This window comes from Salegentibacter lacus (assembly GCF_020164555.1).
Lineage (GTDB): Bacteria > Bacteroidota > Bacteroidia > Flavobacteriales > Flavobacteriaceae > Salegentibacter > Salegentibacter lacus.
The window spans coordinates 174,059-194,858 of record NZ_JAIQZB010000007.1; the positions used below are offsets into that span (position 1 = coordinate 174,059).

At 37.5% G+C, this 20,800-nt stretch carries 23 protein-coding genes; 13 read left to right on the top strand and 10 right to left on the bottom strand.

The genetic code is table 11. The features are described from left to right. The first annotated feature begins 5 nt into the window (after positions 1-5). On the top strand, positions 6-914 hold the full coding sequence (locus tag LB465_RS07560) for a metallophosphatase (protein WP_224468845.1): 909 nt from the start codon (positions 6-8) through the stop codon (positions 912-914). A 67-nt stretch (positions 915-981) separates the two neighbouring features. On the opposite strand, the gene ligA is transcribed toward LB465_RS07560, so the two are convergent. The 5 genes from ligA to LB465_RS07585 all read right to left on the bottom strand — a co-directional run bounded on the left by ligA (position 982) and on the right by LB465_RS07585 (position 5,732). Then, on the bottom strand, positions 982-2,976 hold the full coding sequence (ligA, locus tag LB465_RS07565; protein ID WP_224468846.1) for an NAD-dependent DNA ligase LigA: 1,995 nt from the start codon (positions 2,974-2,976) through the stop codon (positions 982-984). A gap of 13 nt (positions 2,977-2,989) precedes the next feature. Continuing rightward, on the bottom strand, positions 2,990-3,658 hold the full coding sequence (locus LB465_RS07570; RefSeq protein ID WP_224468847.1) for a VOC family protein: 669 nt from the start codon (positions 3,656-3,658) through the stop codon (positions 2,990-2,992). A gap of 10 nt (positions 3,659-3,668) precedes the next feature. Continuing rightward, positions 3,669-4,274: an LOG family protein gene (locus LB465_RS07575; protein WP_224468848.1), complete on the bottom strand. Its 606-nt coding sequence runs from the start codon at positions 4,272-4,274 to the stop codon at positions 3,669-3,671. 53 nt (positions 4,275-4,327) lie between these two features. Further along, positions 4,328-5,176 carry a peptide chain release factor N(5)-glutamine methyltransferase gene (gene prmC, locus LB465_RS07580; RefSeq protein ID WP_224468849.1) on the bottom strand — a complete coding sequence of 283 codons (849 nt, stop codon included), beginning with the start codon at positions 5,174-5,176 and terminating at the stop codon, positions 4,328-4,330. Between the two features lie 70 nt (positions 5,177-5,246). Beyond that, positions 5,247-5,732 (bottom strand): GNAT family N-acetyltransferase, encoded by a 486-nt coding sequence (locus LB465_RS07585; RefSeq protein ID WP_224468850.1) that lies wholly within the window; start codon positions 5,730-5,732, stop codon positions 5,247-5,249. Positions 5,733-5,760: 28 nt separating this feature from the next. Between LB465_RS07585 and ribD the strand changes: the two genes are divergently transcribed. Genes ribD through LB465_RS07605 form a run of 4 tightly spaced genes read left to right on the top strand, consistent with a single transcriptional unit; the run spans position 5,761 to position 8,944 of the window. Then, positions 5,761-6,807 carry a bifunctional diaminohydroxyphosphoribosylaminopyrimidine deaminase/5-amino-6-(5-phosphoribosylamino)uracil reductase RibD gene (gene ribD, locus LB465_RS07590; protein ID WP_224468851.1) on the top strand — a complete coding sequence of 349 codons (1,047 nt, stop codon included), beginning with the start codon at positions 5,761-5,763 and terminating at the stop codon, positions 6,805-6,807. Then, positions 6,800-7,408: an HAD family hydrolase gene (locus tag LB465_RS07595; protein WP_224468852.1), complete on the top strand. Its 609-nt coding sequence runs from the start codon at positions 6,800-6,802 to the stop codon at positions 7,406-7,408. Before ribD ends, LB465_RS07595 begins: the two co-directional genes overlap by 8 nt. Then, entirely contained in the window at positions 7,405-8,277 is an 873-nt protein-coding gene (locus tag LB465_RS07600; RefSeq protein WP_224468853.1) for an EamA family transporter, read from the top strand. The genes LB465_RS07595 and LB465_RS07600 overlap by 4 nt, the downstream gene beginning before the upstream one ends. A gap of 58 nt (positions 8,278-8,335) precedes the next feature. Beyond that, complete coding sequence (locus LB465_RS07605) at positions 8,336-8,944, top strand: IMPACT family protein (RefSeq protein WP_224468854.1); 609 nt, start codon at positions 8,336-8,338, stop codon at positions 8,942-8,944. A gap of 126 nt (positions 8,945-9,070) precedes the next feature. Here LB465_RS07605 and LB465_RS07610 read toward each other — a convergent pair whose 3' ends face one another. Next, positions 9,071-9,466: an acyl-CoA thioesterase gene (locus LB465_RS07610; protein ID WP_224468855.1), complete on the bottom strand. Its 396-nt coding sequence runs from the start codon at positions 9,464-9,466 to the stop codon at positions 9,071-9,073. Positions 9,467-9,668: 202 nt separating this feature from the next. Between LB465_RS07610 and dnaA the strand changes: the two genes are divergently transcribed. The 3 genes from dnaA to LB465_RS07625 are packed head-to-tail and all read left to right on the top strand — an operon-like array spanning position 9,669 to position 12,303. Then, complete coding sequence (dnaA, locus tag LB465_RS07615; protein ID WP_224468856.1) at positions 9,669-11,096, top strand: chromosomal replication initiator protein DnaA; 1,428 nt, start codon at positions 9,669-9,671, stop codon at positions 11,094-11,096. A gap of 11 nt (positions 11,097-11,107) precedes the next feature. Further along, positions 11,108-11,578 carry a low molecular weight protein-tyrosine-phosphatase gene (locus LB465_RS07620; RefSeq protein WP_224468859.1) on the top strand — a complete coding sequence of 157 codons (471 nt, stop codon included), beginning with the start codon at positions 11,108-11,110 and terminating at the stop codon, positions 11,576-11,578. Then, on the top strand, positions 11,578-12,303 hold the full coding sequence (locus LB465_RS07625) for an SAM-dependent methyltransferase (protein WP_224468862.1): 726 nt from the start codon (positions 11,578-11,580) through the stop codon (positions 12,301-12,303). Before LB465_RS07620 ends, LB465_RS07625 begins: the two co-directional genes overlap by 1 nt. On the opposite strand, the gene LB465_RS07630 is transcribed toward LB465_RS07625, so the two are convergent. From LB465_RS07630 to dapF, 4 genes are all read right to left on the bottom strand, one after another. Next, positions 12,300-12,971, bottom strand: coding sequence for a peptidoglycan-binding protein LysM (locus LB465_RS07630; protein ID WP_224468864.1), 672 nt, complete (start codon positions 12,969-12,971; stop codon positions 12,300-12,302). The genes LB465_RS07625 and LB465_RS07630 overlap by 4 nt on opposite strands. Positions 12,972-13,180: 209 nt before the next feature. After that, positions 13,181-14,224: an endolytic transglycosylase MltG gene (gene mltG, locus LB465_RS07635; protein ID WP_224468866.1), complete on the bottom strand. Its 1,044-nt coding sequence runs from the start codon at positions 14,222-14,224 to the stop codon at positions 13,181-13,183. After that, positions 14,224-14,748, bottom strand: a complete 525-nt coding sequence (locus tag LB465_RS07640) for a GNAT family N-acetyltransferase (protein WP_224468868.1) — start codon at positions 14,746-14,748, stop codon at positions 14,224-14,226. The genes mltG and LB465_RS07640 overlap by 1 nt, the downstream gene beginning before the upstream one ends. Next, positions 14,736-15,530, bottom strand: a complete 795-nt coding sequence (gene dapF, locus LB465_RS07645; protein WP_224468870.1) for a diaminopimelate epimerase — start codon at positions 15,528-15,530, stop codon at positions 14,736-14,738. Before dapF ends, LB465_RS07640 begins: the two co-directional genes overlap by 13 nt. A 137-nt stretch (positions 15,531-15,667) precedes the next feature. Here dapF and LB465_RS07650 point away from each other — a divergent pair, with 137 nt between their 5' ends. From LB465_RS07650 to rplS, 5 genes are all read left to right on the top strand, one after another. Beyond that, positions 15,668-17,065 carry a trypsin-like peptidase domain-containing protein gene (locus tag LB465_RS07650; protein WP_224468872.1) on the top strand — a complete coding sequence of 466 codons (1,398 nt, stop codon included), beginning with the start codon at positions 15,668-15,670 and terminating at the stop codon, positions 17,063-17,065. A gap of 124 nt (positions 17,066-17,189) precedes the next feature. Next, positions 17,190-18,638: a glyceraldehyde-3-phosphate dehydrogenase gene (locus LB465_RS07655; protein WP_224468874.1), complete on the top strand. Its 1,449-nt coding sequence runs from the start codon at positions 17,190-17,192 to the stop codon at positions 18,636-18,638. A 194-nt stretch (positions 18,639-18,832) separates the two neighbouring features. After that, positions 18,833-19,417 carry a hypothetical protein gene (locus LB465_RS07660; protein ID WP_224468876.1) on the top strand — a complete coding sequence of 195 codons (585 nt, stop codon included), beginning with the start codon at positions 18,833-18,835 and terminating at the stop codon, positions 19,415-19,417. A gap of 51 nt (positions 19,418-19,468) precedes the next feature. Further along, on the top strand, positions 19,469-20,155 hold the full coding sequence (gene trmD / locus LB465_RS07665; RefSeq protein WP_224468878.1) for a tRNA (guanosine(37)-N1)-methyltransferase TrmD: 687 nt from the start codon (positions 19,469-19,471) through the stop codon (positions 20,153-20,155). A gap of 114 nt (positions 20,156-20,269) precedes the next feature. Next, the gene (gene rplS, locus LB465_RS07670; RefSeq protein WP_224468881.1) at positions 20,270-20,620 is read left to right on the top strand and encodes a 50S ribosomal protein L19; all 351 of its coding nucleotides are present in this window, start codon (positions 20,270-20,272) and stop codon (positions 20,618-20,620) included. Positions 20,621-20,800: the final 180 nt, after the last annotated feature.

Here is a 20,800-nt window from a genome sequence, read left to right on the forward strand (position 1 = left end):
AGGCGATGAAAAGAAGAAATTTTATACAGCAAACCTCGGCAGCAACAGCCTTTATAGGAATTGGCGGCTTAAGTTCGCTTTCGTTTAAAACAGATTATAAAAAGCATATCACCATCCTGCATACCAACGATGTGCATAGTCATATTGAACCTTTTGGCCCGGATGATTCCAGAAACCCAAATATGGGCGGGGTAGCCAGGCGGGCGACTTTAATTCAGAAGATCAAGAATGAAAATCCGAACACTTTACTATTAGATGCAGGGGACATATTTCAGGGTACGCCTTACTTTAATTTCTACGGAGGGGAATTGGAGTTTAAGCTGATGAGTAAGATGAAGTACGACGCATCCACAATAGGAAACCACGATTTTGATAACGGGATAGACGGATTGTATGCGCAACTGCCACACGCTAAATTCAATTTTATTTCTTCTAATTACGATTTTAGCAATACCATAATGGACGGGCAAACCAGAAAACATAAGGTTTTCACCAAAGATGGCGTTAAAATTGGTGTTTTTGGACTGGGAATCGAATTACAAGGCCTCGTAAATCAAAATCTTTATAAAGAAACTAAATATCTTGATCCTTTAGAAATTGCCCAGGATATGAGTAGAATTCTTAAAGAAGAGAAAAATTGCGATCTGGTAATTTGCCTTTCGCATTTAGGTTACGAATATAGGAGTGATAAAATTTCTGATATTAAACTGGCAAAAGCCACAGAGAACATAGATCTCATTATTGGCGGCCACACTCACACTTTTCTTGATAAACCCACTATTGAAACCAATAAAGCCGGAAAGAAAGTTTTGATAAACCAGGTTGGCTGCTACGGACTCTACCTGGGAAGAATTGATTTTTATTTAGATAATAAAAATAATATTGAAGCTAACGGATTAAAGATTGAGGTTTAAGCTATTACTGCTAACCTCAATCTTCGAATATTATTTTCCTAAATTCCCAGCGGATAATTTTTAGAAGTTAATCAAGCATTTTCAAAAACTCGTCTTCACTTACAATTTTAGTCCCGAGTTTTTCGGCTTTTGCCAGTTTGCTGGGGCCCATATTTTCGCCAGCAACCAAATAATCGGTTTTTCCTGAGATTGATCCTGAAACTTTCCCGCCATTATCTTCTATCATTTTCTTAAGCTCGTTCCTGGAAACTTTCTCAAAAACGCCCGAAATCACAAATGTATTCCCCTCCAGTATATCGCTTTGGTTTTCCAGTTTTTCTGCAGCGATTTCCAATTGAAGTCCGTAGTCTTTTAACCGCTGAACAATTTCCCTGTTTTCTTCGGAAGCAAAGAAATCGGTTACACTTTCGGCGATGCGTTCTCCTATTTCATCAACCGCCGTAAGATCTTCGGTTGAAGCCGAAGCCAAAGCATCTATATTTTTATAATGTTTTGCGAGTTTTTTAGCTACGGTTTCCCCCACATACCTTATTCCTAAAGCAAATAAAACCCGTTCAAAAGGAATTTCTTTAGATTTTTCTATGCCATTAATAAGGTTTTCTGCCGATTTTTCAGCCATTCGTTCCAGCGGAAGAACATCTTCTTTTTTAAGTGTATAGAGATCGGCATAGTTGGTAATTAAATTAGCATTCACCAACAAAGCAACGGTTTCGCCGCCCAGGCCTTCAATATCCATTGCTTTCCGAGAAATAAAATGCTGAATTCTTCCTATAATTTGCGGCGGACAACCATTATAATTTGGACAGTAATGTTGGGCTTCCCCTTCTTTTCTAATTAATTCACTATCACATTCGGGACAGGTCTCAGCATATTTTGTTTCGGGAGTTTCGGGATCCCTTTTAGTAAAATCTACCCCAACAATTTTCGGAATAATTTCTCCACCTTTTTCTACAAAAACGGTATCTCCTTCACGTACATCCAGTTTCTCAATCTGGTCGGCATTATGTAAAGATGCACGTTTAACCGTAGTACCTGCCAATTGCACCGGCTCCAGATTGGCTACTGGCGTGATCGCCCCTGTTCTCCCAACCTGGTAGGTAATCTTATTTAGTTTGGTGCTTTCTTGTTCGGCTTTGAATTTATAAGCCATTGCCCAACGTGGCGATTTAGCCGTGTAGCCTAATTCATCCTGCTGATCGAAACTATTTACCTTCACCACTACCCCATCGGTTTCATAAGGTAAATCGTGACGGTGCTGGTCCCAATAATTTACATAATCCAGGACTTCAGCAATACTATCTTTTAATTCAGCTTCAGGTGGAACTTTAAATCCCCATTCCCTGGCTTTTTCCAATCCTTCAAATTGTGATTTTACCGGCAATCTTTCAGCAACTAAACTATAAAGCAGGCAATCTAACGGCCTCTTAGCAACTTCAGCACTATCCTGCAGCTTTAAACTTCCGGATGCAGTATTTCTCGGGTTCGCATAAGGCTCTTCACCAGCTTCCACCCTTTCGGCATTCATTTTAGCAAAGCCTTCGTAAGGCAAAACAATTTCACCCCGAATATCAAATTTCTGCGGAAATTCGCCCTTAAGTTTTAAAGGAACAGATCTAATGGTTTTTATATTATTGGTCACATCATCTCCCTGGAATCCATCCCCACGGGTAACTGCACGTTTTAATTTACCATCTTCATAAGTCAGGCTAATAGAAGCGCCATCGTATTTTAATTCGCAAACATACTGTACTTTGCCCCCAATAGATTTCTCGATTCGCTTTTCCCAGTCTTCCAGCTCTTCTTTAGAGTAGGAATTGGAAAGGGAGTACATTCTATAATCGTGAACTACGGTCTCAAAATTTTTAGTTATCGCACCACCTACACGGCGCGTGGGAGAATTAGGGTCATCAAATTCAGGATTTTTTTCTTCCAGCTCCTGTAATTCTTTCAACTTCATATCAAAATCGTAATCGCTGATTTCGGGCTTATCCTCTATATAATATAAATAATTATGGCGGTGTAATTCTTCGCGTAACTGCTTGATCTTTTCTTCGGTACTCATAAAGGCTGGTAAGTTATTGCTGGGCTTTTAGTTTATCGTTTTCAAAAACAAGGGAATGCTTTTTTCCCTGGTGCGTAAATTCCATTTCGAATTCAGATTTGTAGGCTTTATCATCGGTAGGAAACCAATCTTTTAGCTGTTGATCAATGGTAATAAGCAAACCTTCATCGTCACCTATGGCACAAAAATGCTCGAAATCTCCATCATATTTTTCCAATTGAAAATTTGAATTTAGAAAATCGAATTTCTCCTGAATATTCTCCGTTACCAGTCCAACTTCACTAATCCCCACAATACTTTTTTCTGAAAATAATGCCGAATTGGGTTTACTGAAACTTTCCCGGGAAATGAATTCAATTATATTTTTGTCTTTATCATAGAAATAAAGCGATTTTGCACTCCAGGCCATAAAATCTACAATGTCCTGTCCGTTTCCTCGTAAAACGGGCAGCCGTTCTTTCACCCATTCCAGGGCTTCTTTATGTTGATTATCGGGGATATGAAATGCAATATGATAAGCTGTTGCTTTTTCTTTCTGCTGAAATCTTAAAGTGGTATATCCGGTTTTAACTTCAAAATAATCATCGCTATTATCGGTGATCTTTAGATTTAACGTATCCCGGTAAAACCGAAGTTGTTCCCTAATATTATCGGTATATATTTGAAGTTTATGGATTTTCATAGCGTCTTTTTTAGGTCTGGTCTTTATTCATCCATTTGGGAACCGGCATAGGTTTGAAATTATACATTTTTTCCATCAATTCCTCTATATCTTCGGCAATAATCAAAAGATCGAAATTCTCTTTTCTAAGCAAACCTTTTCTTACCATGGTTTTAAGCATCGCGATTAGGTCGTCGTAAAACCCATTGATATTTAGCAATCCGATTGGGTTTTGGTGCAATCCCAACTGTCCCCAGGTGACGATTTCAAAAAGTTCTTCAAAAGTTCCAAATCCGCCGGGCAGGGCAATAAATCCGTCGCTTAACTCATGCATTTTAAGCTTACGCTCGTGCATATCTTTAGTGGTGATAAGCTCGGTTAATTCTGTGTGAACCACTTCTTTGGTCTTTAAGAAATCAGAGATTACCCCAATAACTTCTCCCCCATTTTGAAGCGTTCCGGCAGCAACCTGGCCCATTAAACCCAGTTTACTTCCGCCAAAAACCAGTTTGATATTTTTCTTGGCTAGAACTTTTCCTAATCGATAAGATTCGGCGTATATTTTTTCGTCATTGCCTTCGCTGCTTGCGCAAAAAACGGCAATACTTTTTAATTTATTTCTACTGTTGTTTTCCAAAACTTTTGTTTTTTGAAGTTTACACCTACAAGGTTTTTAAAAACTTGCGGGAATTAGTGCAATTCCCCTTTTAGCATCCTGAAATTCCCAAAAACATCCTTTCGTAATTCTGTCTTAAATCCGTTTTCCTGCATCATCTGCTCCGTTTCTTTGGCCAGGTATTGATTGATCTCAAAATAGAGTTCTCCTCCCGGTTTCAGGGCACTTTTAGCCAATTTCGTGATTTTATCATAGAAAATTAAAGGATTATTATCTTTAACAAACAATGCGCCTGGCGGATCGTATTCTAAAACATTTCGATGCATCTCTTTTTTCTCAAGCTCCCTAACGTAGGGCGGATTGGAAACAATAACATCATAGGTTTCCGAAAGTTTTTCAAACTGAAGAATATCCTGCTGAAAAAACTCGATTTCGACATTATTATTTGGAGCGTTTATTTTAGCAATTTCAAGTGCATTTTCTGAAATATCAATGGCTGAAATTTTAGCCCTTGGTAGATTTCTAGCCAGGCTTATAGCGATGCAACCGCTGCCGGTTCCGATATCCAGAATTTTCAAGCTCCTATTTGCTGAAGAAAAATCGTCTAAAATCCATTGTACCAATTCTTCGGTTTCCGGTCTAGGCACCAGCACATTTTTATCCACTTTAAATGTCAATCCGAAAAACTCTGTATTCCCAATAATATGCTGAATGGGTTCGTGTTTTTTCAACCGCGCCAAAGCCAAATCTAATTTTTTTACCTGATTTTCATCAATTTCAAGCGTCGGATCTAAAGCCAGGTCTATTCGTTTTATTCCGAAGAAAGCTCCAGTTAATAAGAGGAAAAAAGAAACCACCTCTTCCGTCGGATAATCGTTTTCCAGCGTTTTTAAAAAGATCTCTTTTTGGGCTTTTAGTTTCATTTTTCCAGTTGTGGGTTGTCAGTTGTGAGTTGTCTGTTTTCTCTTTAATTTTCACTCTTCACTATTTTTCCTAAATATCCTTAATCATCCACATCGTGCAATTATAATGTCCGGTGTCGCCCATAGGCTCATCTAAAGATTTGAAGCCACTGCGGCCATAGAGTTTCCTGGCGCTTTCCATATAGGGCAAAGTTTCAATGTAGCATTGTTCAAAACCCTGGGATTTACCAAATTTTAGACAGGTATCCATCATTTGCGTACCCAGGCCTTTGCCACGGGCTTCGGGCAGAAAATACATTTTCTGTAATTCACATATTTTTTCTTCCAGTCCAATTAAAGGTGCAATTCCTGCTCCTCCAATTATTTTTCCTTCATCTTCCACCACAAAATAGTTCATTCGTGGGTGCTGGTAAGTTGCAAACATATCGTCCAGGGCCTTGTCTTCATAGGCAGTTCCTACTTTGGGAACGCCCATTTCTACCAAAACCTTTCTTACTACTTCGGCAACTTGTTGATTGTCTTCGGGTTGAATTTCCCGTATTTTTAGCGTGCTCATTCTTGGTAAATAATCCTATTTTAGTGGCGTGAATATACACGAAAAATATATAAAACGCTGTATTGAACTGGCCAAAAACGGACTGGGAACTACCTATCCCAATCCGCTGGTAGGCAGCGTAATTGTTCATAAAGACAGAATTATTGGCGAAGGCTGGCATCAAAAAGCGGGAGCTCCCCACGCCGAGGTAAACGCGGTAAATTCTGTAAAAGATGAATCGCTTTTAAAAAAGTCAACTATTTATGTGAGTCTTGAACCTTGCAGCCATTTTGGAAAAACGCCGCCTTGCAGCGATTTAATTATCGCGAAAGGCATAAAAAAAGTGGTAATTGGTTGCGTAGATCCTTTTGCTGAAGTCGCCGGCCGTGGGATCAAAAAATTGATGGAAGCCGGCTGCGAAGTCCAGGTAGGAATTCTGGAAAAAAAATGCCAGGATTTGAACAAGCGTTTTTTTAGGTTTCATCAAAAAAAACGACCTTATATTATCCTGAAATGGGCACAAACCGCCGATGGGTTTATCGCTCCTGAAATTCAGAAAAAACGAGAACCGGTTTGGATCACGAATCAATATTCAAAACAACTGGTTCATAAATGGCGCAGCGAAGAACAGGCTATTTTGGTAGGCACCAATACCGCGATTGCAGATAATCCTAAACTAAATACAAGGCTTTGGAATGGCAAAAATCCGGTTCGGGTGGTGATAGACAAAGAATTAAAAATTCCCCAGGATTCTGCATTGTTTGATGGCAGCATAAAAACCATTGTCCTAACCGAAGAACAGCCTGAAAAAACTTCAAAAGGCGATAATTTAGTCTTTAAAAAACTTGATTTTCAGCAAAATTTACCTGAACAAATTTGCGAGGTTTTATATCGGCATAATTTACAATCGGTTATTATAGAAGGTGGCACAAAAACGCTTCAGACTTTTATTGATGCAGATTTTTGGGATGAAGCTCGCATTTTCACAGGCATCTCTGAATTTTATAAAGGTGTAAAAGCACCAGAATTTTCGGGAAAAATACTTTCAGAAACCACCCTGGAGCGGGATAATTTAAAAATTTATAAGAATGATTAAAACGATAATTTTCGATTTTGGGGACGTATTCATAAACCTGGATAAGCCGGCCACAATGCGTGAAATGAACAAATATAAAATTAAAGCACTTTCAGAAAATTTGCTGGATATTAACCAGCAATACGAAAAAGGGCTTTTTTCTTCCGCAGAATTTGTAAAATCCTATCAAACGGAACATTCGCAACTTCAGAAACAACATTTTATAAATTCCTGGAATGCGATTCTGGTAGATTTTCCCGAATACCGTTATCAGTTTTTAAAAAAGCTTGCCGAAGAGAAAAATTACCAGCTCATTCTTTTGAGCAATACTAACGAGATCCATATTGACTGGGTTAAGGAGAATGTATCCTTTTTCGAAGATTTCAAGGCTTGTTTTGATGCTTTTTACCTTTCGCACGAGATCAATTTCAGAAAACCCGATGCTGAAATTTATGAGTTTGTACTTAAAGAACACGGTTTAAAACCCGAAGAATGCCTGTTTATAGACGATACAAAGGAAAATACCGAGGCTGCTAAAGATTTAGGAATTCATACCTGGAATATTGAACCTACCCGCGAAGATGTGATCGATTTATTTACTGCTAAAAAAGAGTTATTTTGATTTATCTACTGCTTAGTATACTTTCTTCCACGGTTATTTTTGTGGTTTTCAGGCTTTATAAAAAGTATGGCGTTAATACGTTACAAGCGATTATAGTAAATTATTTTATCGCCTGCATCGTAGGCTTTTTCGGCTATATCGAAGGGGTTGAGGATTTGATTAGAATTCCGTCAGAATCCTGGTTTTTAGGAACCGTTTTCCTGGGCGCTATGTTTATTACGGTTTTTAACCTGGCAGCAATAACCACCCAACGTAGCGGACTTTCGGTAGTATCAGTAGCCACAAAGATGTCGGTTGCGATTCCTGTTTTCTTTGGAATTTTTATCTATAATGAAAGCCTGGGGTTTTTAAAGGTTTCAGGTATTATACTTGCACTTGCAGCGGTTTATTTAAGTTCAATTAAGACTGAAAAAGGGATTACGATAAAGAAGGAAAACCTCATATTCCCCCTGCTGGTTTTCATCGGGAGTGGAATTATTGATACCACGCTCAACTACCTGGAAAATTTTTATGTTTCTGAAACAGATGTTGGTCTTTTTTCTTCCAGCATATTTGGTATTGCTGGAATAATCGGGACAGTCATCTTAATTGGCCAGGCGGTTTTAGGAAAATTAAAAATTACCTGGAAAAATATCGCCGGCGGGATCGCGCTGGGAATTCCGAATTATTTTTCTATCTACTTCCTGGTGATGGCTTTACGCTCACCCGGATTTGAAAACTCGGTTATTTTCACTTTAAACCACGTGGGCATTGTTTTAGCTTCCACCATCCTGGGCATTGTGCTTTTTAAAGAAGTTTTGCTAAAGAAAAACTGGATTGGGATTGCGCTTGCGATAATAAGTATTATACTGGTAGCGAGCAGTCAGTAGGTTTATCCCGAAAGACCTCACAGGTTCAAAAAGCTGTAAGGTCTAAAAATAAGTTATAATGAAAGACACCTATAAAACCATAACCAAAGCATCACCCGAAGTCTTATTCAAAGACCGGAATTCTAAGTTTTTCGGCTATGCTTTTCCAGTAAAAACCGAAGAAGAGGCCAATATTCACCTGGAAGAATTAAAGACCAAACATCATAAAGCGCGACACTGGTGTTACGCCTGGCAATTAGGAAAATCAGACTTTCAATATCGTGCCAATGATGATGGTGAGCCTTCAAACTCGGCCGGAATGCCAATTTATGGGCAAATTCAGTCTTTTGAAGTCACCAATATTTTAATTGTGGTGGTTCGATATTTTGGTGGTGTAAAACTCGGGGTTGGCGGTTTGATAAATGCCTACAAAACAGCAGCACAAATGGCGCTGGAAGAAGCTAATATCGTAACCCGAACCATAGACGAGCTTTTCGAGATCAGTTTCGATTATCCTGAAATGAATATCGTGATGCGATTAATAAAGGAAAACAACCTCAATATTATTGAACAAAAACTGGAGTTAGATTGTAAGATCTATATTTCTGTAAGGAAAAAAGATGCAGAAGCTATTTTTGAAAAATTTGATTCAACTTATAAAGTTGAGATTAAGAAGTTAGAGAATTAAATGATATGTAAAATACTTGAAGAAACTCAAAGATACATAAGATCAAGTCTGAAATAATTTTATACCCCTTAGATCCTGAAACAAGTTCAGGACGACGGAATGATTTAAAAATATAAAACCTTAAACTTACTTCAGCTTATCCAAAATATACTGTGGGCAGCGAATTGGTTTCTTGGTTTTAGAATCCATAAAAACCAAAGTTGTATAAGCTTTTGTGATTAAGTCTTCACGTTGGTTAAAAACTAAATATTCAAAAGTAATTTTTACCGACGGAAGTTCTTTTAAAGTTACTTCAATTTTAAGTTCATCGTCAAAAACTGCGGGTTTTAGAAATTTTGTGTTGAGTTCATACACGGGCAACATCACCCCATTTTCTTCCATTACTTTATAGGAAATACCCAGCTTAGAAAGCCAGTCTAAACGGGCAATTTCGAAGTATTGAGCATAATTCCCGTGGTGCACCACCCCCATTTGATCGGTTTCCGCATAACGGACTTTAACATAAGTTTCGTGACTTTTCATATTGAATTTAACAGGTAAAGTGAATGAGGTTTTGTACTTTCATAATCGGATTTAAGTATGCGTAAATTTTTCTTAAAATTCAACCCCAAACGGGTTTTTTTATTACATAATTTGTTCACATATTTGTTCTACTAAAGTTGAAAGCCCTAAATCTTTTAACTGCTAATAAACCACTACTAATCTAAAATAATCAACACAAAGCATGTCAAAAACTGCGCAATCAGTTTGGAATAGCTGTCTGGCTTTTATCAAAGATAACATCACTCCACAGGCTTACAAAACGTGGTTTGAACCTATACAAGCAGTAAAACTTACAGATTGTGCACTAAGCATACAAGTGCCTTCAAAGTTTTTTTACGAGTGGTTAGAAGAACACTACGTAAAGCTTTTAAAAGTTTCGCTTACCAAAGAATTAGGGGAAAAAGCCAAATTGGTTTATGTAATCAAAATGGAAAATACCTACGGAAATAAAATGCCATTTACCGAGAAAATTCCCAGTACACAGCGAAGTCATATGGCTTCCCAGGAAGTAGATGTGCCTTTAAAAAATAAAAATCCAGAATTAAAAAATCCTTTTATAATTCCGGGAATTAGAAATGTAAAGATCGAGTCTCAACTTAACCCAAGCTACAATTTTGAAAACTTCCTGGAAGGTGATTCTAACCGATTGGCAAGATCGGCAGGTTTAGCTGTAGCCAATAAACCAGGAGGGACTTCTTTTAATCCGCTGCTTATTTTTGGTGGGGTTGGATTAGGAAAAACCCATTTAGCCCACGCAATTGGAGTTGAAATAAAAGATAAATATCCGGAGAAAACCGTTTTATATATTTCGGCAGAAAAATTTACACAACAGTATATAGAATCTGTAAAGAAAAATAACCGAAACGATTTTATTCATTTTTACCAGATTATTGATGTTTTAATTGTGGATGATATCCAATTGCTTTCAGGAAAAGCGGGAACTCAGGATGTATTTTTCCATATTTTTAATCATTTACACCAAAACGGAAAACAGGTAATTCTAACCAGTGATAAAGCACCGGTAGATATGCAGGATATTGAGCAACGCCTGCTTTCAAGATTTAAATGGGGGCTTTCGGCAGAATTGCAACATCCAGATTTTGAAACCAGGATCTCTATTATTAAAAACAAACTTTATCGCGACGGCGTAGAAATGCCAGAAGAGATCGTTGAGTTTTTAGCTAATAATATTAAAACGAATATCCGCGAGCTGGAAGGCGCTATTATTTCGCTTATCGCCCACTCTTCTTTCAATAAAAAAGATATAACTTTAGAACTTGCCAAAAAGATCGTAGACAACTATGTGAAAAATACCAAGCGCGAAGTTTCTATAGATTATATTCAGAAAGTTGTGAGTGATTATTTCCAGATGGATGTGCAAACTTTGCAATCTAAAACCCGCAAAAGACACATTGTACAGGCAAGACAACTGGCTATGTTCTTTGCTAAAAAGTTTACAAAAGCTTCTTTGGCAAGCATTGGTTCACAAATTGGAAAACGCGATCATGCCACCGTTTTACACGCTTGCAAAACGGTAGATAACTTATCTACTACAGATAAGCAATTCAAGAAATTTGTTGAAGACCTCAACAAGAAACTTACTATATAAACGTATTTTTTATGAAGACTAAGGTATTGATGGTGTGCCTGGGCAACATATGCAGATCACCGCTTGCCGAGGGAATTTTAAAATCTAAAGTAGATGAATCTCAGGTTTTTGTAGATTCGGCCGGAACGGGAGATTATCATATAGACGACGCTCCAGATCCACGATCTATTGCGATAGCAAAAAAGAACAACCTGGATATCACTTATCAGCGCGGAAGACAATTTCAAGCTGAAGATTTTGATAAATTCGATCGCATTTATGTGATGGATAATCAAAATTTTAAAGATGTGATTTCACTTGCTAGAAATGACGACGACCGGGCGAAAGTTCAGCTAATTCTTGATGAAATATTTCCTGCGGAAAACGTAGATGTTCCCGACCCTTATTTTGGCGGTGAACACGGATTTGAAAATGTTTATCAGATGCTTGATGAAGCCTGCGAAAAGATAGCAGCGCAACTTAAGGAAGAAAACAAGGCTTAATGTCAAACTTTAAATATTCCGGAAAACTTTACCTGATTCCTACCACTATGGGAGCGGCAAACCCAATACAGGTTTTACCCCTACAGGTGAAAGAAATTATGGAAAGCCTGGATATTTTTATTGCTGAAAATGAAAAAACGGCCAGGAGACATATAAAACAACTGGTGCCCGAAAAGCAACAATCTTTACTTCAATTTTTTCATCTTAATAAATTTACTGAAGCTTCTGAAATTCCTTCATTTTTAAATGATTGTAAGGAAGGAAAAAACATAGGTTTATTGAGTGAAGCCGGCTGTCCCGGGGTGGCAGATCCCGGGGCTGAAATTGTAAAAATCGCTCACAACGAAGGTATTCAGGTAATTCCCTTAGTTGGACCTTCATCAATTTTACTGGCTATGATGGGTAGCGGCATGAACGGCCAGCGTTTTACTTTCAACGGGTATTTACCTATAGACAAAAAAGAACGAAAAAAGGAGATAAAAGATTTAGAGCGGCTTTCTTTTGAAAAACAGGAAGCACAAATTTTTATTGAAACTCCCTATCGAAACAATAAATTGCTAGAAGATTTGCTTCAGCTTTTAAATCCTACAACCCGGCTCTGCGTAGCTTGCGATCTTACACTCCCCACAGAGTATATTGTAACCAAACCCGTTTCAGAATGGGGTAAAACAAAAACAGACCTCCATAAGAGGCCTGCTATTTTTATTTTTCAGAGAGAAATTTAAGCTCTAAAAGCTTTAATATTCACTCTCGGGTTTTTCTCCGGTTTTACAAACGAAGTATCATACCCTTCAAATTTCTTCATATAGTTTTTAATAGAAGTTCCAAACGCGTCGCTAAAAGATTGCGCGCCCCAGCTTCTCAAGTATTTCTTAACACTTCCCGGCCCCGAAAGGTGTGCGGCTGCAAGAATACCAGATTCGGTTACTTTCACACCGTTAATAACTTTACCTTCAAAACGTGCAATATCACGAATTAAGATCCATTTGTTTCTCGAAGTATTCGTGTAAAACGCTGCTTCCTGCAATTGCGGGGAGTCCATGAATTCTGCGCTATTGTAAATGCCCAGTAACTCAAGGGTACCAATACCAAACTGGTATTTACCCATGTAACCAAACTCATTTATAGTTTCGTAATTTCCACGGGATTCTTTAAAACCCAATGCTTCTTTAAAGCCAACATAGGACTTTCCTAATTTAGGCAAAGGTCTTTTAATGCTTAGATCTTTCGCTAATTTGTTTTCCTCTACTAGGGCCACAGTATAGTTTAGATCAAGATTGGAAGTTGAATATCCTTCAATTTCCAGATTTGCTGCTTCTCTAGTTGAAAAACTGAAAAACATGCAGCCTGCAAAAACAGGCAAGATTGAAAATTTTGCAATTTTCCTTCTCATTACATTTTGTTTCTGAAAGGTTAACGGTTTCAGTTAAATTAAACTTACGCCCCTTTCAATTTCGCCGTGCAAATATACAACAAATTTTAAAAATCTGAAGAACAAGGTGTTAAGCAAAATATAAAGTTTCATTTTGGCTTAACATGGCTATAAGAAAGGGGCAGTCAAGCCGTTAGAGCTTTCTTAAGAAGAAGGAAGAAATATCTTTTCTATCTTTTTACACCTTGTTTATTAATCCAACGCACATATTCCTGCTTATTTCGATTATGCTGTGCTAAATTTTTTGCGAATTTATGATACCCAAAGTTTTGAACATCGGCTACAAAATAAAAGTAGTCGTGATCTTCATAATTTAGCACTGCATTAATCGCAGAGATATCTGGCATAAAAATAGGTCCGGGAGGTAATTCTTTATTAATATAGGTATTGTATGGCGAGTCAAGTTTTAGATCTTTATAGAGCACTCTCTTTATAATGGTATCCCATTCTTGAGTTTTATGTTTAAGTGCATAAATTACGGTAGGATCGGCATCTAATTTCCATCCGTTTTTGTAGCGGTTCATGTAAACGCCGGCAACTTTAGGACGCTCATCTACCTTAGCGGTCTCTTTATGTACCACGGAAGCTAAAGTTGAAACTTCTTTTGGGTTTAACCCGATTTCTTCGGCTTTTTGTCTTTTTTCTTCGGTCCAGAAACGATCATATTCTCGCTTCATTCGTTTTCTAAATTCTTCAGCTGAAGTATTCCAGTAAAATTCATATTGATTAGGAATATACATCGCTAATGCTTCTGCTTCAGTAAAATCATTTTCAGCTAAAAACTTTTCATCTTTAAAGGCTTCTATTAAAGCTGTACTATCGGCTTCAATCTGCTGGGCAACCCTTCCGGCTAGATTTTCCAGACGCTCCTGGTTATTAAAAGTTAATTTAACTGGAACATTTCCGCTGCGTAAAGAATTTACCAATTGGTTATTATTCATCCCAGAGCTAATAGCATATCTACCAGCCCTGATATTTGAAGCATAGCCCTTTTTGCGGGCAACCAAATCAAAAGACTCCATATCCTCAATATAAGGCTGAAGGCTATCTATTACAGTTTGATAATTGGCACCAGTTGGTACGTAAACCAACTTCTTTTCTTCTGAAAAACTGGTATTTGCTGAAAATATACTTGTATAGACATAATAGCTAAAAACAGAAAGGCCAATAAGCCCAAGAATGGCAATGGCCAGTAGGATTTTTTTAATGTACATTATTTATTGATCAATTGATATAGAATTTCATCTTTAAACCGGCCGCCTGAATAGGTCCAGTCTTTCTTTATTCCTACTCTCTGGAAACCAAGGTTTTCAAAAAGTTTTACACTTGTTTCGTTTCCTTCGGCAATATTCGCGTAAACCTGATACAAGGCTAAATGTTTAAAACAGTAATTACAAATGAGTTCCAGCGCTTCTGCACCGTAACCTTTGTCGCGCTCTGAGGCATCGGCAATAAGGATTCCCAGGGCAGCCCTTCGGTCTTTGGGTTCAAAATCGAAGATATCTATAAGCCCAACTTCCTTGTCTTTGAGGTCACAAATCACCAAACGCAGCTGCTTTACATCATAAATATCACGATGGGCGTTTTCCAAATATTGCTTAATTATAAACCGGGAATAAGGAGTTTGGGTAGCACTTACTTCCCAAAATTCTTCGGTATTCTCCACAGCGTGAACAAAATCGAGATCTTCGGGCTCCAGGGCTCGTAAATAAACCTTATTTCCTTTTAGGCTTGACATACTATTTCTCCTTTAAAAACCTGTTCTGCTGGACCGGTTAACCAAACATCGGTATAAGTTTCATTTTCCCTTTTGAAAGAAACCGATAATTCGCCACCGGGAACAATTAATTTAATCGTATTAGCATTTGCTTTTCCCGAAGCGTGAGCAGCCAAAGCAACCGCGGTAACTCCGGTGCCGCAAGAAAGTGTTTCGTCTTCAACTCCTCTTTCGTAAGTTCTTACAAGGAATGTATTTTCTTCCTGCATATCTACAAAATTCACATTGGTACCGCCATTAGAAATATACTCATTGGAATACCTAATTGCCGATCCTTCCTTTTTTACATCAAGATCGGCCACATTTTTTGTAAAAACCACGTGATGTGGAGATCCGGTATCAAGAAAAGCACTGTTTCCCAATTGTTTTATTTCTGAAAGGTTTTGCATCTGCAAACTCACTTCGTGATCTTTAATCGTCGCTTTATGAGGCCCGTCTATTGCCGTAAAAGTTGCTTTATTTTCTATAATTCCCAGAAATTTGGCAAATGCTACCAGACAACGCCCACCGTTACCACACATGCTGCTTTCATTACCATCGGCATTGAAATAAACCATTTTAAAATCGTCACCTTTAACTTCTGGATTTTCTAACAGTATCAGCCCATCACCACCAATGCCAAATTTACGATCGCAAAGCTTATTAATTATTTTGGTATTGTTTTTGGATAATAGTTGCTGACGGTTGTCAATCATCACAAAATCGTTTCCTGTACCTTGATATTTATAAAATGGAATTTTCATTACGTGAATTTTAAGGGCTACAAAGATACTATAAATAACACGATTTTTCGGGGTGTTAAATGGCCGTTAAAGTTAAAAACCTCATATACTAATATTATAATTTTAAAGTTGAATTATATAAAAATCCTATTTAAAAAATGAAAAATTTACCAAAACTACTTCTTGTTTCTATCCTTGGAGGCACGTTGACTTTAGGAAGCTATAAAATGTTTTTTGAAGACGAAACTACAGCAGGTTTACCGCCGGTTTCCAATACCGGAGCTGAAGTAATTCCGGCGAATTATACCGGAAATATTTATGGTACAAATGCTGATTTTACCGAGGCTGCTGAAAATACCGTAAATGGCGTGGTTCACGTTAAAAATGTTGCGGTTTTTAAAGGCCCGCGAACAATGAGAGATCTTATCTATGGAAATAATAGTGGCGGAAAAGCACTTCAGGGTGCCGGTTCCGGAGTTATTATTTCTCCCGATGGTTATATTGTAACCAACAACCACGTAATTAGAGATGCTAATGAAGTTGAAGTTACTTTAAACAATAACAAAACTTACACAGCAGAAATTGTGGGGGCCGATGAAACTGCAGATATTGCTTTATTAAAAATCGATGCTGAAGGTTTGGATTATATTCCGTTTGGGGATTCTAACAATGTAAAACTCGGAGAATGGGTTTTAGCAGTAGGAAATCCTTTTAATCTAAAATCTACGGTAACCGCGGGAATTATTAGTGCCACCGCAAGAGATCTAAATGCTTATGATGCCACTCCGCAATCTTTTATTCAAACAGATGCCGCAATTAACCCCGGAAACAGCGGTGGCGCTTTAGTTAACATCAATGGAGAACTAGTAGGAATCAATACCGCAATCACTTCCCAAACCGGAAGTTATGTTGGATATGCTTTTGCCGTACCTTCTAACAACACCCGCAAGATCGTAGAAGATATTATGGAGTATGGTGATGTTCAAAAAGGAATTTTAGGCATTAGAGGAGGGAGTGTTAATGCAAGAGCTGTAGAAGAATTAGGTCTTAAAACTTCACAGGGCGTTTTAGTGGGTGAGGTTACCGAAGGCAGCGGTGCTGAAAAGGCCGGATTAAAACAAGGTGATATTATTCGAAAATTGGACAATGTAAATATTGACAAATTCTCTGATTTAACCGGATATATAAATTCCAAAAGACCAAACGATGAAATTGTGGTTAGTTTTCTAAGAGATGGCAAGGAAAAACAGGTTAATGTTACCCTTACCAAATTTGAAACCTATACTATTGAACCGATTAAAATTGAAGTTTCTAATGCCAGCCAGGAAGAATTAAGGGCTTTAAATGTTGAAAACGGGGTAAGAATTCACCGTACCCTTTCACCCAGATTACCTGCTGAAGAATTGGTAGGAACCATTATTACAGCTATAGATAACAAAAATGTATCGAGCGTAAGTGACGTTGAACGAATCTTTAGAAACAAAAATATTTCAGAAGACATCGTGATTACCATAGTTGATAGAAATGGCCAAAAACAACGAATGGTTTGGCGATAGAAATCAAAGAATATAAACTCAAAACTCCCTCTCACCGAGGGAGTTTTTTTTATACAAAATTTTCTTTACGAAAACGTTTGAAATATATACTTTTGCGCCATTATTAAAACAACACAAACCACACATGAGCTTTAATAAAGTTTACGAAAAGGAACTCGCTTTTCAGGCAAATCGTCGCAAAGCGACCGTAGAATTCATTAACATAATAAGCGATCTTTGGTACGACAAGTCTATTGAACTGGTCTTATTCAGAAATCAGTTGCTTAACCGAAATGTGAGCGATATTCTTAATCTTCACGAATACGCGGGAGAATTTGTAGAAAAACCTATTTCTATATTTGATTCGGTAGAAATCGCAAAAGCGATCCAGGATATGGATTTACCGCCGGCAAAACTGGATATTGGGAAATTAACCTACGAATATCACCTGGAAGACCAGGGACATTTAAATGCTATGGCTTTTGTTTCAGATAAGCTAAAAGATGCCAAAAAATATGATAAAGTGGTGCCTAAAGATGTTGTGCTCTACGGCTTTGGGCGTATTGGCCGTCTAGTCGCCAGGGAACTTATGGCGAGAACCGGTAAAGGAAGTCAGTTGCGTTTACGGGCCATCGTAACCCGTGGTGCGATAGACAAAAATGTTCTGGAAAAACGGGCTTCTTTGCTTAAAAATGATTCAGTTCACGGGGATTTTTCAGGAACAGTTGGCATAGATGAGGCAAACAGCGCGCTTATTATAAACGGAACTACCGTAAAGGTAATTTCAGCAGATAAACCTGAGGATATTGATTATACTAAATTCGGAATAAGCAAAGCGTTAATTATAGATAACAGCGGCGCGTTTAGAGATAAAGAAGCTTTAAGCAGACATTTAAAAGCAAAAGGAGCGGCTAAAGTTTTACTGTCAGCGCCCGGGAAAGGTATTCCAAATATTGTACACGGCGTAAATCATAAAGAACATAATCCTGATAAGATTTCAATATTCTCAGCAGCTTCCTGTACTACAAACGCAATTACTCCGGTTTTAAAAGCGGTTCAGGACACTTTGGGCGTGGTTCACGGGCATTTAGAGACCATTCACGCTTACACCAACGACCAAAACCTGGTAGATAATATGCACAGCAAATACCGCCGTGGTCGCGCTGCTGCACTAAATATGGTAATTACCGAAACCGGTGCAGGAAAGGCCGTAGCAAAGGCTTTGCCTGTTTTTGAAGGAAAACTTACTTCAAACGCAATAAGAGTTCCTGTACCTAATGGTTCGCTTGCAATACTTAATCTTGAAATTGAAGGCCAAACCAATGTGGAAGGTGTAAATAATATTCTAAAGAAATATGCACTAGAAGGCGAACTTGTAGAACAAATTAAATACTCCCTGGATAATGAGTTAGTATCATCAGATATTGTTGGCTCTAATGCCCCGGCGATCTATGATAGCAAAGCAACCATAGTTTCAGAAGATGGTAAAAACGTAATCCTTTATATTTGGTATGATAACGAATATGGTTACAGCCATCAATTAATAAGGCTGGCAAAGTATATTGCCAAAGTGAGAAGGTTTACTTACTATTAAAATTTTCAACAAAAAAATACAGAAAAACCCACCCAAATTTGGTGGGTTTTTTATTAGGAATACTTTACATTTGCGCGCTCAAATTATTAATTTAAAGGAATTTATAAAATTAATTTTAAAATAGTGAAGGCCATTACAATAAGTGAAAAAAGAAGGCGTTCAAGCATATAAATTCTCAACCAGAAAAACCCCAAATGATGCGTAACATTATTTTTTCAAGTTTACTTTTAATATTTTCAGTCAGTTTTTTATCCGCTCAGGATTCATTGGCTACCTCTAATTTTATTGAAGATGAATTTGACAATCTTATTGAATCTTCCAATAACTACCAGGGCTACAAAGTAGTAGATTATGATGCATTAATTGAATTGCGTGATAATACCAAACGCCACGTTCAGGAGTTAAAGAACGAACTTCAGGAAGAGCAAAGCACTATTTCCAGCCAAAATGAAGAAATCGAAAATCTTGAAAATCAATTAGCCGAAACTCAAGCCGATCTTCAACGTGTGAACGAAGAAAAAGATGCTATAAAATTTCTTGGGATGCCTTTTAGTAAAGGAAGTTATATGGCTTTAATGTGGGGAATTGTTGGTGTTTTAATCCTTGCGCTACTTTTCTTTATCTATAAGTTTAAAAACTCCAATGCGACTACTAAAGAAGCAAGACATAATTTGAACGAAACCGAAAAAGAATTTGACGCTTATCGCACTAAAGCCCTGGAAAAGGAACAGCGATTAGGCCGAATGCTTCAGGATGAGAAGAACAAAGCCAAAGATTAAATTTTCTTTACCTAAAATTTAAATTAGCATCTTTGCATTTTTATAAGAAATATGCGCATAGATATTATTACCGTAGTTCCCGATTTGCTAAAAAGCCCGTTTGAAGCTTCTATTCTAAAAAGAGCTATAGAAAATGGCCACGTTGAAATTCATCTTCATAATTTAAGGGATTATGTAACCGATAATTACAAACAAATTGATGACTATCAGTTTGGCGGTGGCGCAGGAATGGTGATGATGGTAGAACCTATTGATAAGTGCATTTCAGATCTTAAAAGTCAGCGGGATTATGACGAAGTCATTTATATGAGTCCCGATGGCGATCGTTTTGATCAAAAAACAGCAAATACACTCTCTTTAAAGGAAAACCTAATTATTCTTTGCGGACATTATAAAGGAGTAGATCAACGGGTACGTGATCATTTTATTACCAAAGAAATTTCTATCGGCGATTATGTACTATCGGGCGGCGAACTTGGTGCAGCCGTGGTTTGCGATGCGATTATCAGGCTTATTCCGGGAGTTTTGGGTAATGAGACTTCTGCTTTAACAGATTCCTTCCAGGATAATTTACTGGCACCACCGGTTTATACAAGGCCTGCGGAATATAAAGGATGGAAAGTCCCCGAGATTTTAACCTCCGGAAATTTCCCGAAAATAGAAGCCTGGCGGGAAGAAAAAGCTTACGAACGTACCAAACGCTTAAGGCCTGATCTTTTGGATGAAACAGAAAAATAATTGCAATTTCTCAATTGTTTTATAAATTTAAATTAATACTTTTGCACTCGTTCTAAAATAACCTCTGGCGAGGTCCGTGTATGTTGTTTTGGATTTTACATTAAATAAGCAATTATGGAATCGTTAATTAAGTACGTACAAGACGAATTCGTTGAAAGAAAAGATTTACCTGATTTTTCTGCAGGTGATACCATTACCGTGTATTACGAAATTAAAGAGGGTCAAAAAACCCGTACCCAGTTTTTTAAAGGGGTAGTAATTCAGAAAAGAGGTAGCGGTGCTTCACAAACTTTCACCATTAGAAAAATGAGTGGAACTGTTGGAGTAGAAAGAATTTTTCCTTTAAACCTTCCTGCAATTCAAAAAATTGAATTGAACAAACGAGGAAAAGTAAGGAGAGCTCGTATTTATTACTTTAGAGAACTTACCGGGAAAAAAGCTCGTATTAAGGAAGCTAAAAGATAAAATACATCTTATTAAGATTATAAAAAGCCCCGACTTACGGGGCTTTTTTTATGAGCAGATATAAGTATTCTCAAAGCCTACAACTCACTGTATAACAAAAAGTTAAAAATTTCCTTTTACTATTCTTTTGTTGTATATTTAATATAGAGTTTAGTTGAAGGGAATGACACAAGGATTTCT

What these genes read in the sequence shown, in the direction of transcription:
- LB465_RS07570 (WP_224468847.1), bottom strand. Translation starts at nt 3,658, where the DNA reads ATGAAAATCCATAAACTTCAAATATATACCGATAATATTAGGGAACAA.
- LB465_RS07630 (WP_224468864.1), bottom strand. Translation starts at nt 12,971, where the DNA reads ATGAGAAGGAAAATTGCAAAATTTTCAATCTTGCCTGTTTTTGCAGGC.
- LB465_RS07560 (WP_224468845.1), top strand. Translation starts at nt 6, where the DNA reads ATGAAAAGAAGAAATTTTATACAGCAAACCTCGGCAGCAACAGCCTTT.
- LB465_RS07610 (WP_224468855.1), bottom strand. Translation starts at nt 9,466, where the DNA reads ATGAAAAGTCACGAAACTTATGTTAAAGTCCGTTATGCGGAAACCGAT.
- mltG (WP_224468866.1), bottom strand. Translation starts at nt 14,224, where the DNA reads ATGTACATTAAAAAAATCCTACTGGCCATTGCCATTCTTGGGCTTATT.
- LB465_RS07640 (WP_224468868.1), bottom strand. Translation starts at nt 14,748, where the DNA reads ATGTCAAGCCTAAAAGGAAATAAGGTTTATTTACGAGCCCTGGAGCCC.
- LB465_RS07660 (WP_224468876.1), top strand. Translation starts at nt 18,833, where the DNA reads ATGATGCGTAACATTATTTTTTCAAGTTTACTTTTAATATTTTCAGTC.
- LB465_RS07585 (WP_224468850.1), bottom strand. Translation starts at nt 5,732, where the DNA reads ATGAGCACGCTAAAAATACGGGAAATTCAACCCGAAGACAATCAACAA.
- LB465_RS07620 (WP_224468859.1), top strand. Translation starts at nt 11,108, where the DNA reads ATGAAGACTAAGGTATTGATGGTGTGCCTGGGCAACATATGCAGATCA.
- dnaA (WP_224468856.1), top strand. Translation starts at nt 9,669, where the DNA reads ATGTCAAAAACTGCGCAATCAGTTTGGAATAGCTGTCTGGCTTTTATC.
- rplS (WP_224468881.1), top strand. Translation starts at nt 20,270, where the DNA reads ATGGAATCGTTAATTAAGTACGTACAAGACGAATTCGTTGAAAGAAAA.
- LB465_RS07655 (WP_224468874.1), top strand. Translation starts at nt 17,190, where the DNA reads ATGAGCTTTAATAAAGTTTACGAAAAGGAACTCGCTTTTCAGGCAAAT.
- ligA (WP_224468846.1), bottom strand. Translation starts at nt 2,976, where the DNA reads ATGAGTACCGAAGAAAAGATCAAGCAGTTACGCGAAGAATTACACCGC.
- trmD (WP_224468878.1), top strand. Translation starts at nt 19,469, where the DNA reads ATGCGCATAGATATTATTACCGTAGTTCCCGATTTGCTAAAAAGCCCG.
- LB465_RS07625 (WP_224468862.1), top strand. Translation starts at nt 11,578, where the DNA reads ATGTCAAACTTTAAATATTCCGGAAAACTTTACCTGATTCCTACCACT.
- LB465_RS07650 (WP_224468872.1), top strand. Translation starts at nt 15,668, where the DNA reads ATGAAAAATTTACCAAAACTACTTCTTGTTTCTATCCTTGGAGGCACG.
- LB465_RS07605 (WP_224468854.1), top strand. Translation starts at nt 8,336, where the DNA reads ATGAAAGACACCTATAAAACCATAACCAAAGCATCACCCGAAGTCTTA.
- LB465_RS07595 (WP_224468852.1), top strand. Translation starts at nt 6,800, where the DNA reads ATGATTAAAACGATAATTTTCGATTTTGGGGACGTATTCATAAACCTG.
- prmC (WP_224468849.1), bottom strand. Translation starts at nt 5,176, where the DNA reads ATGAAACTAAAAGCCCAAAAAGAGATCTTTTTAAAAACGCTGGAAAAC.
- dapF (WP_224468870.1), bottom strand. Translation starts at nt 15,530, where the DNA reads ATGAAAATTCCATTTTATAAATATCAAGGTACAGGAAACGATTTTGTG.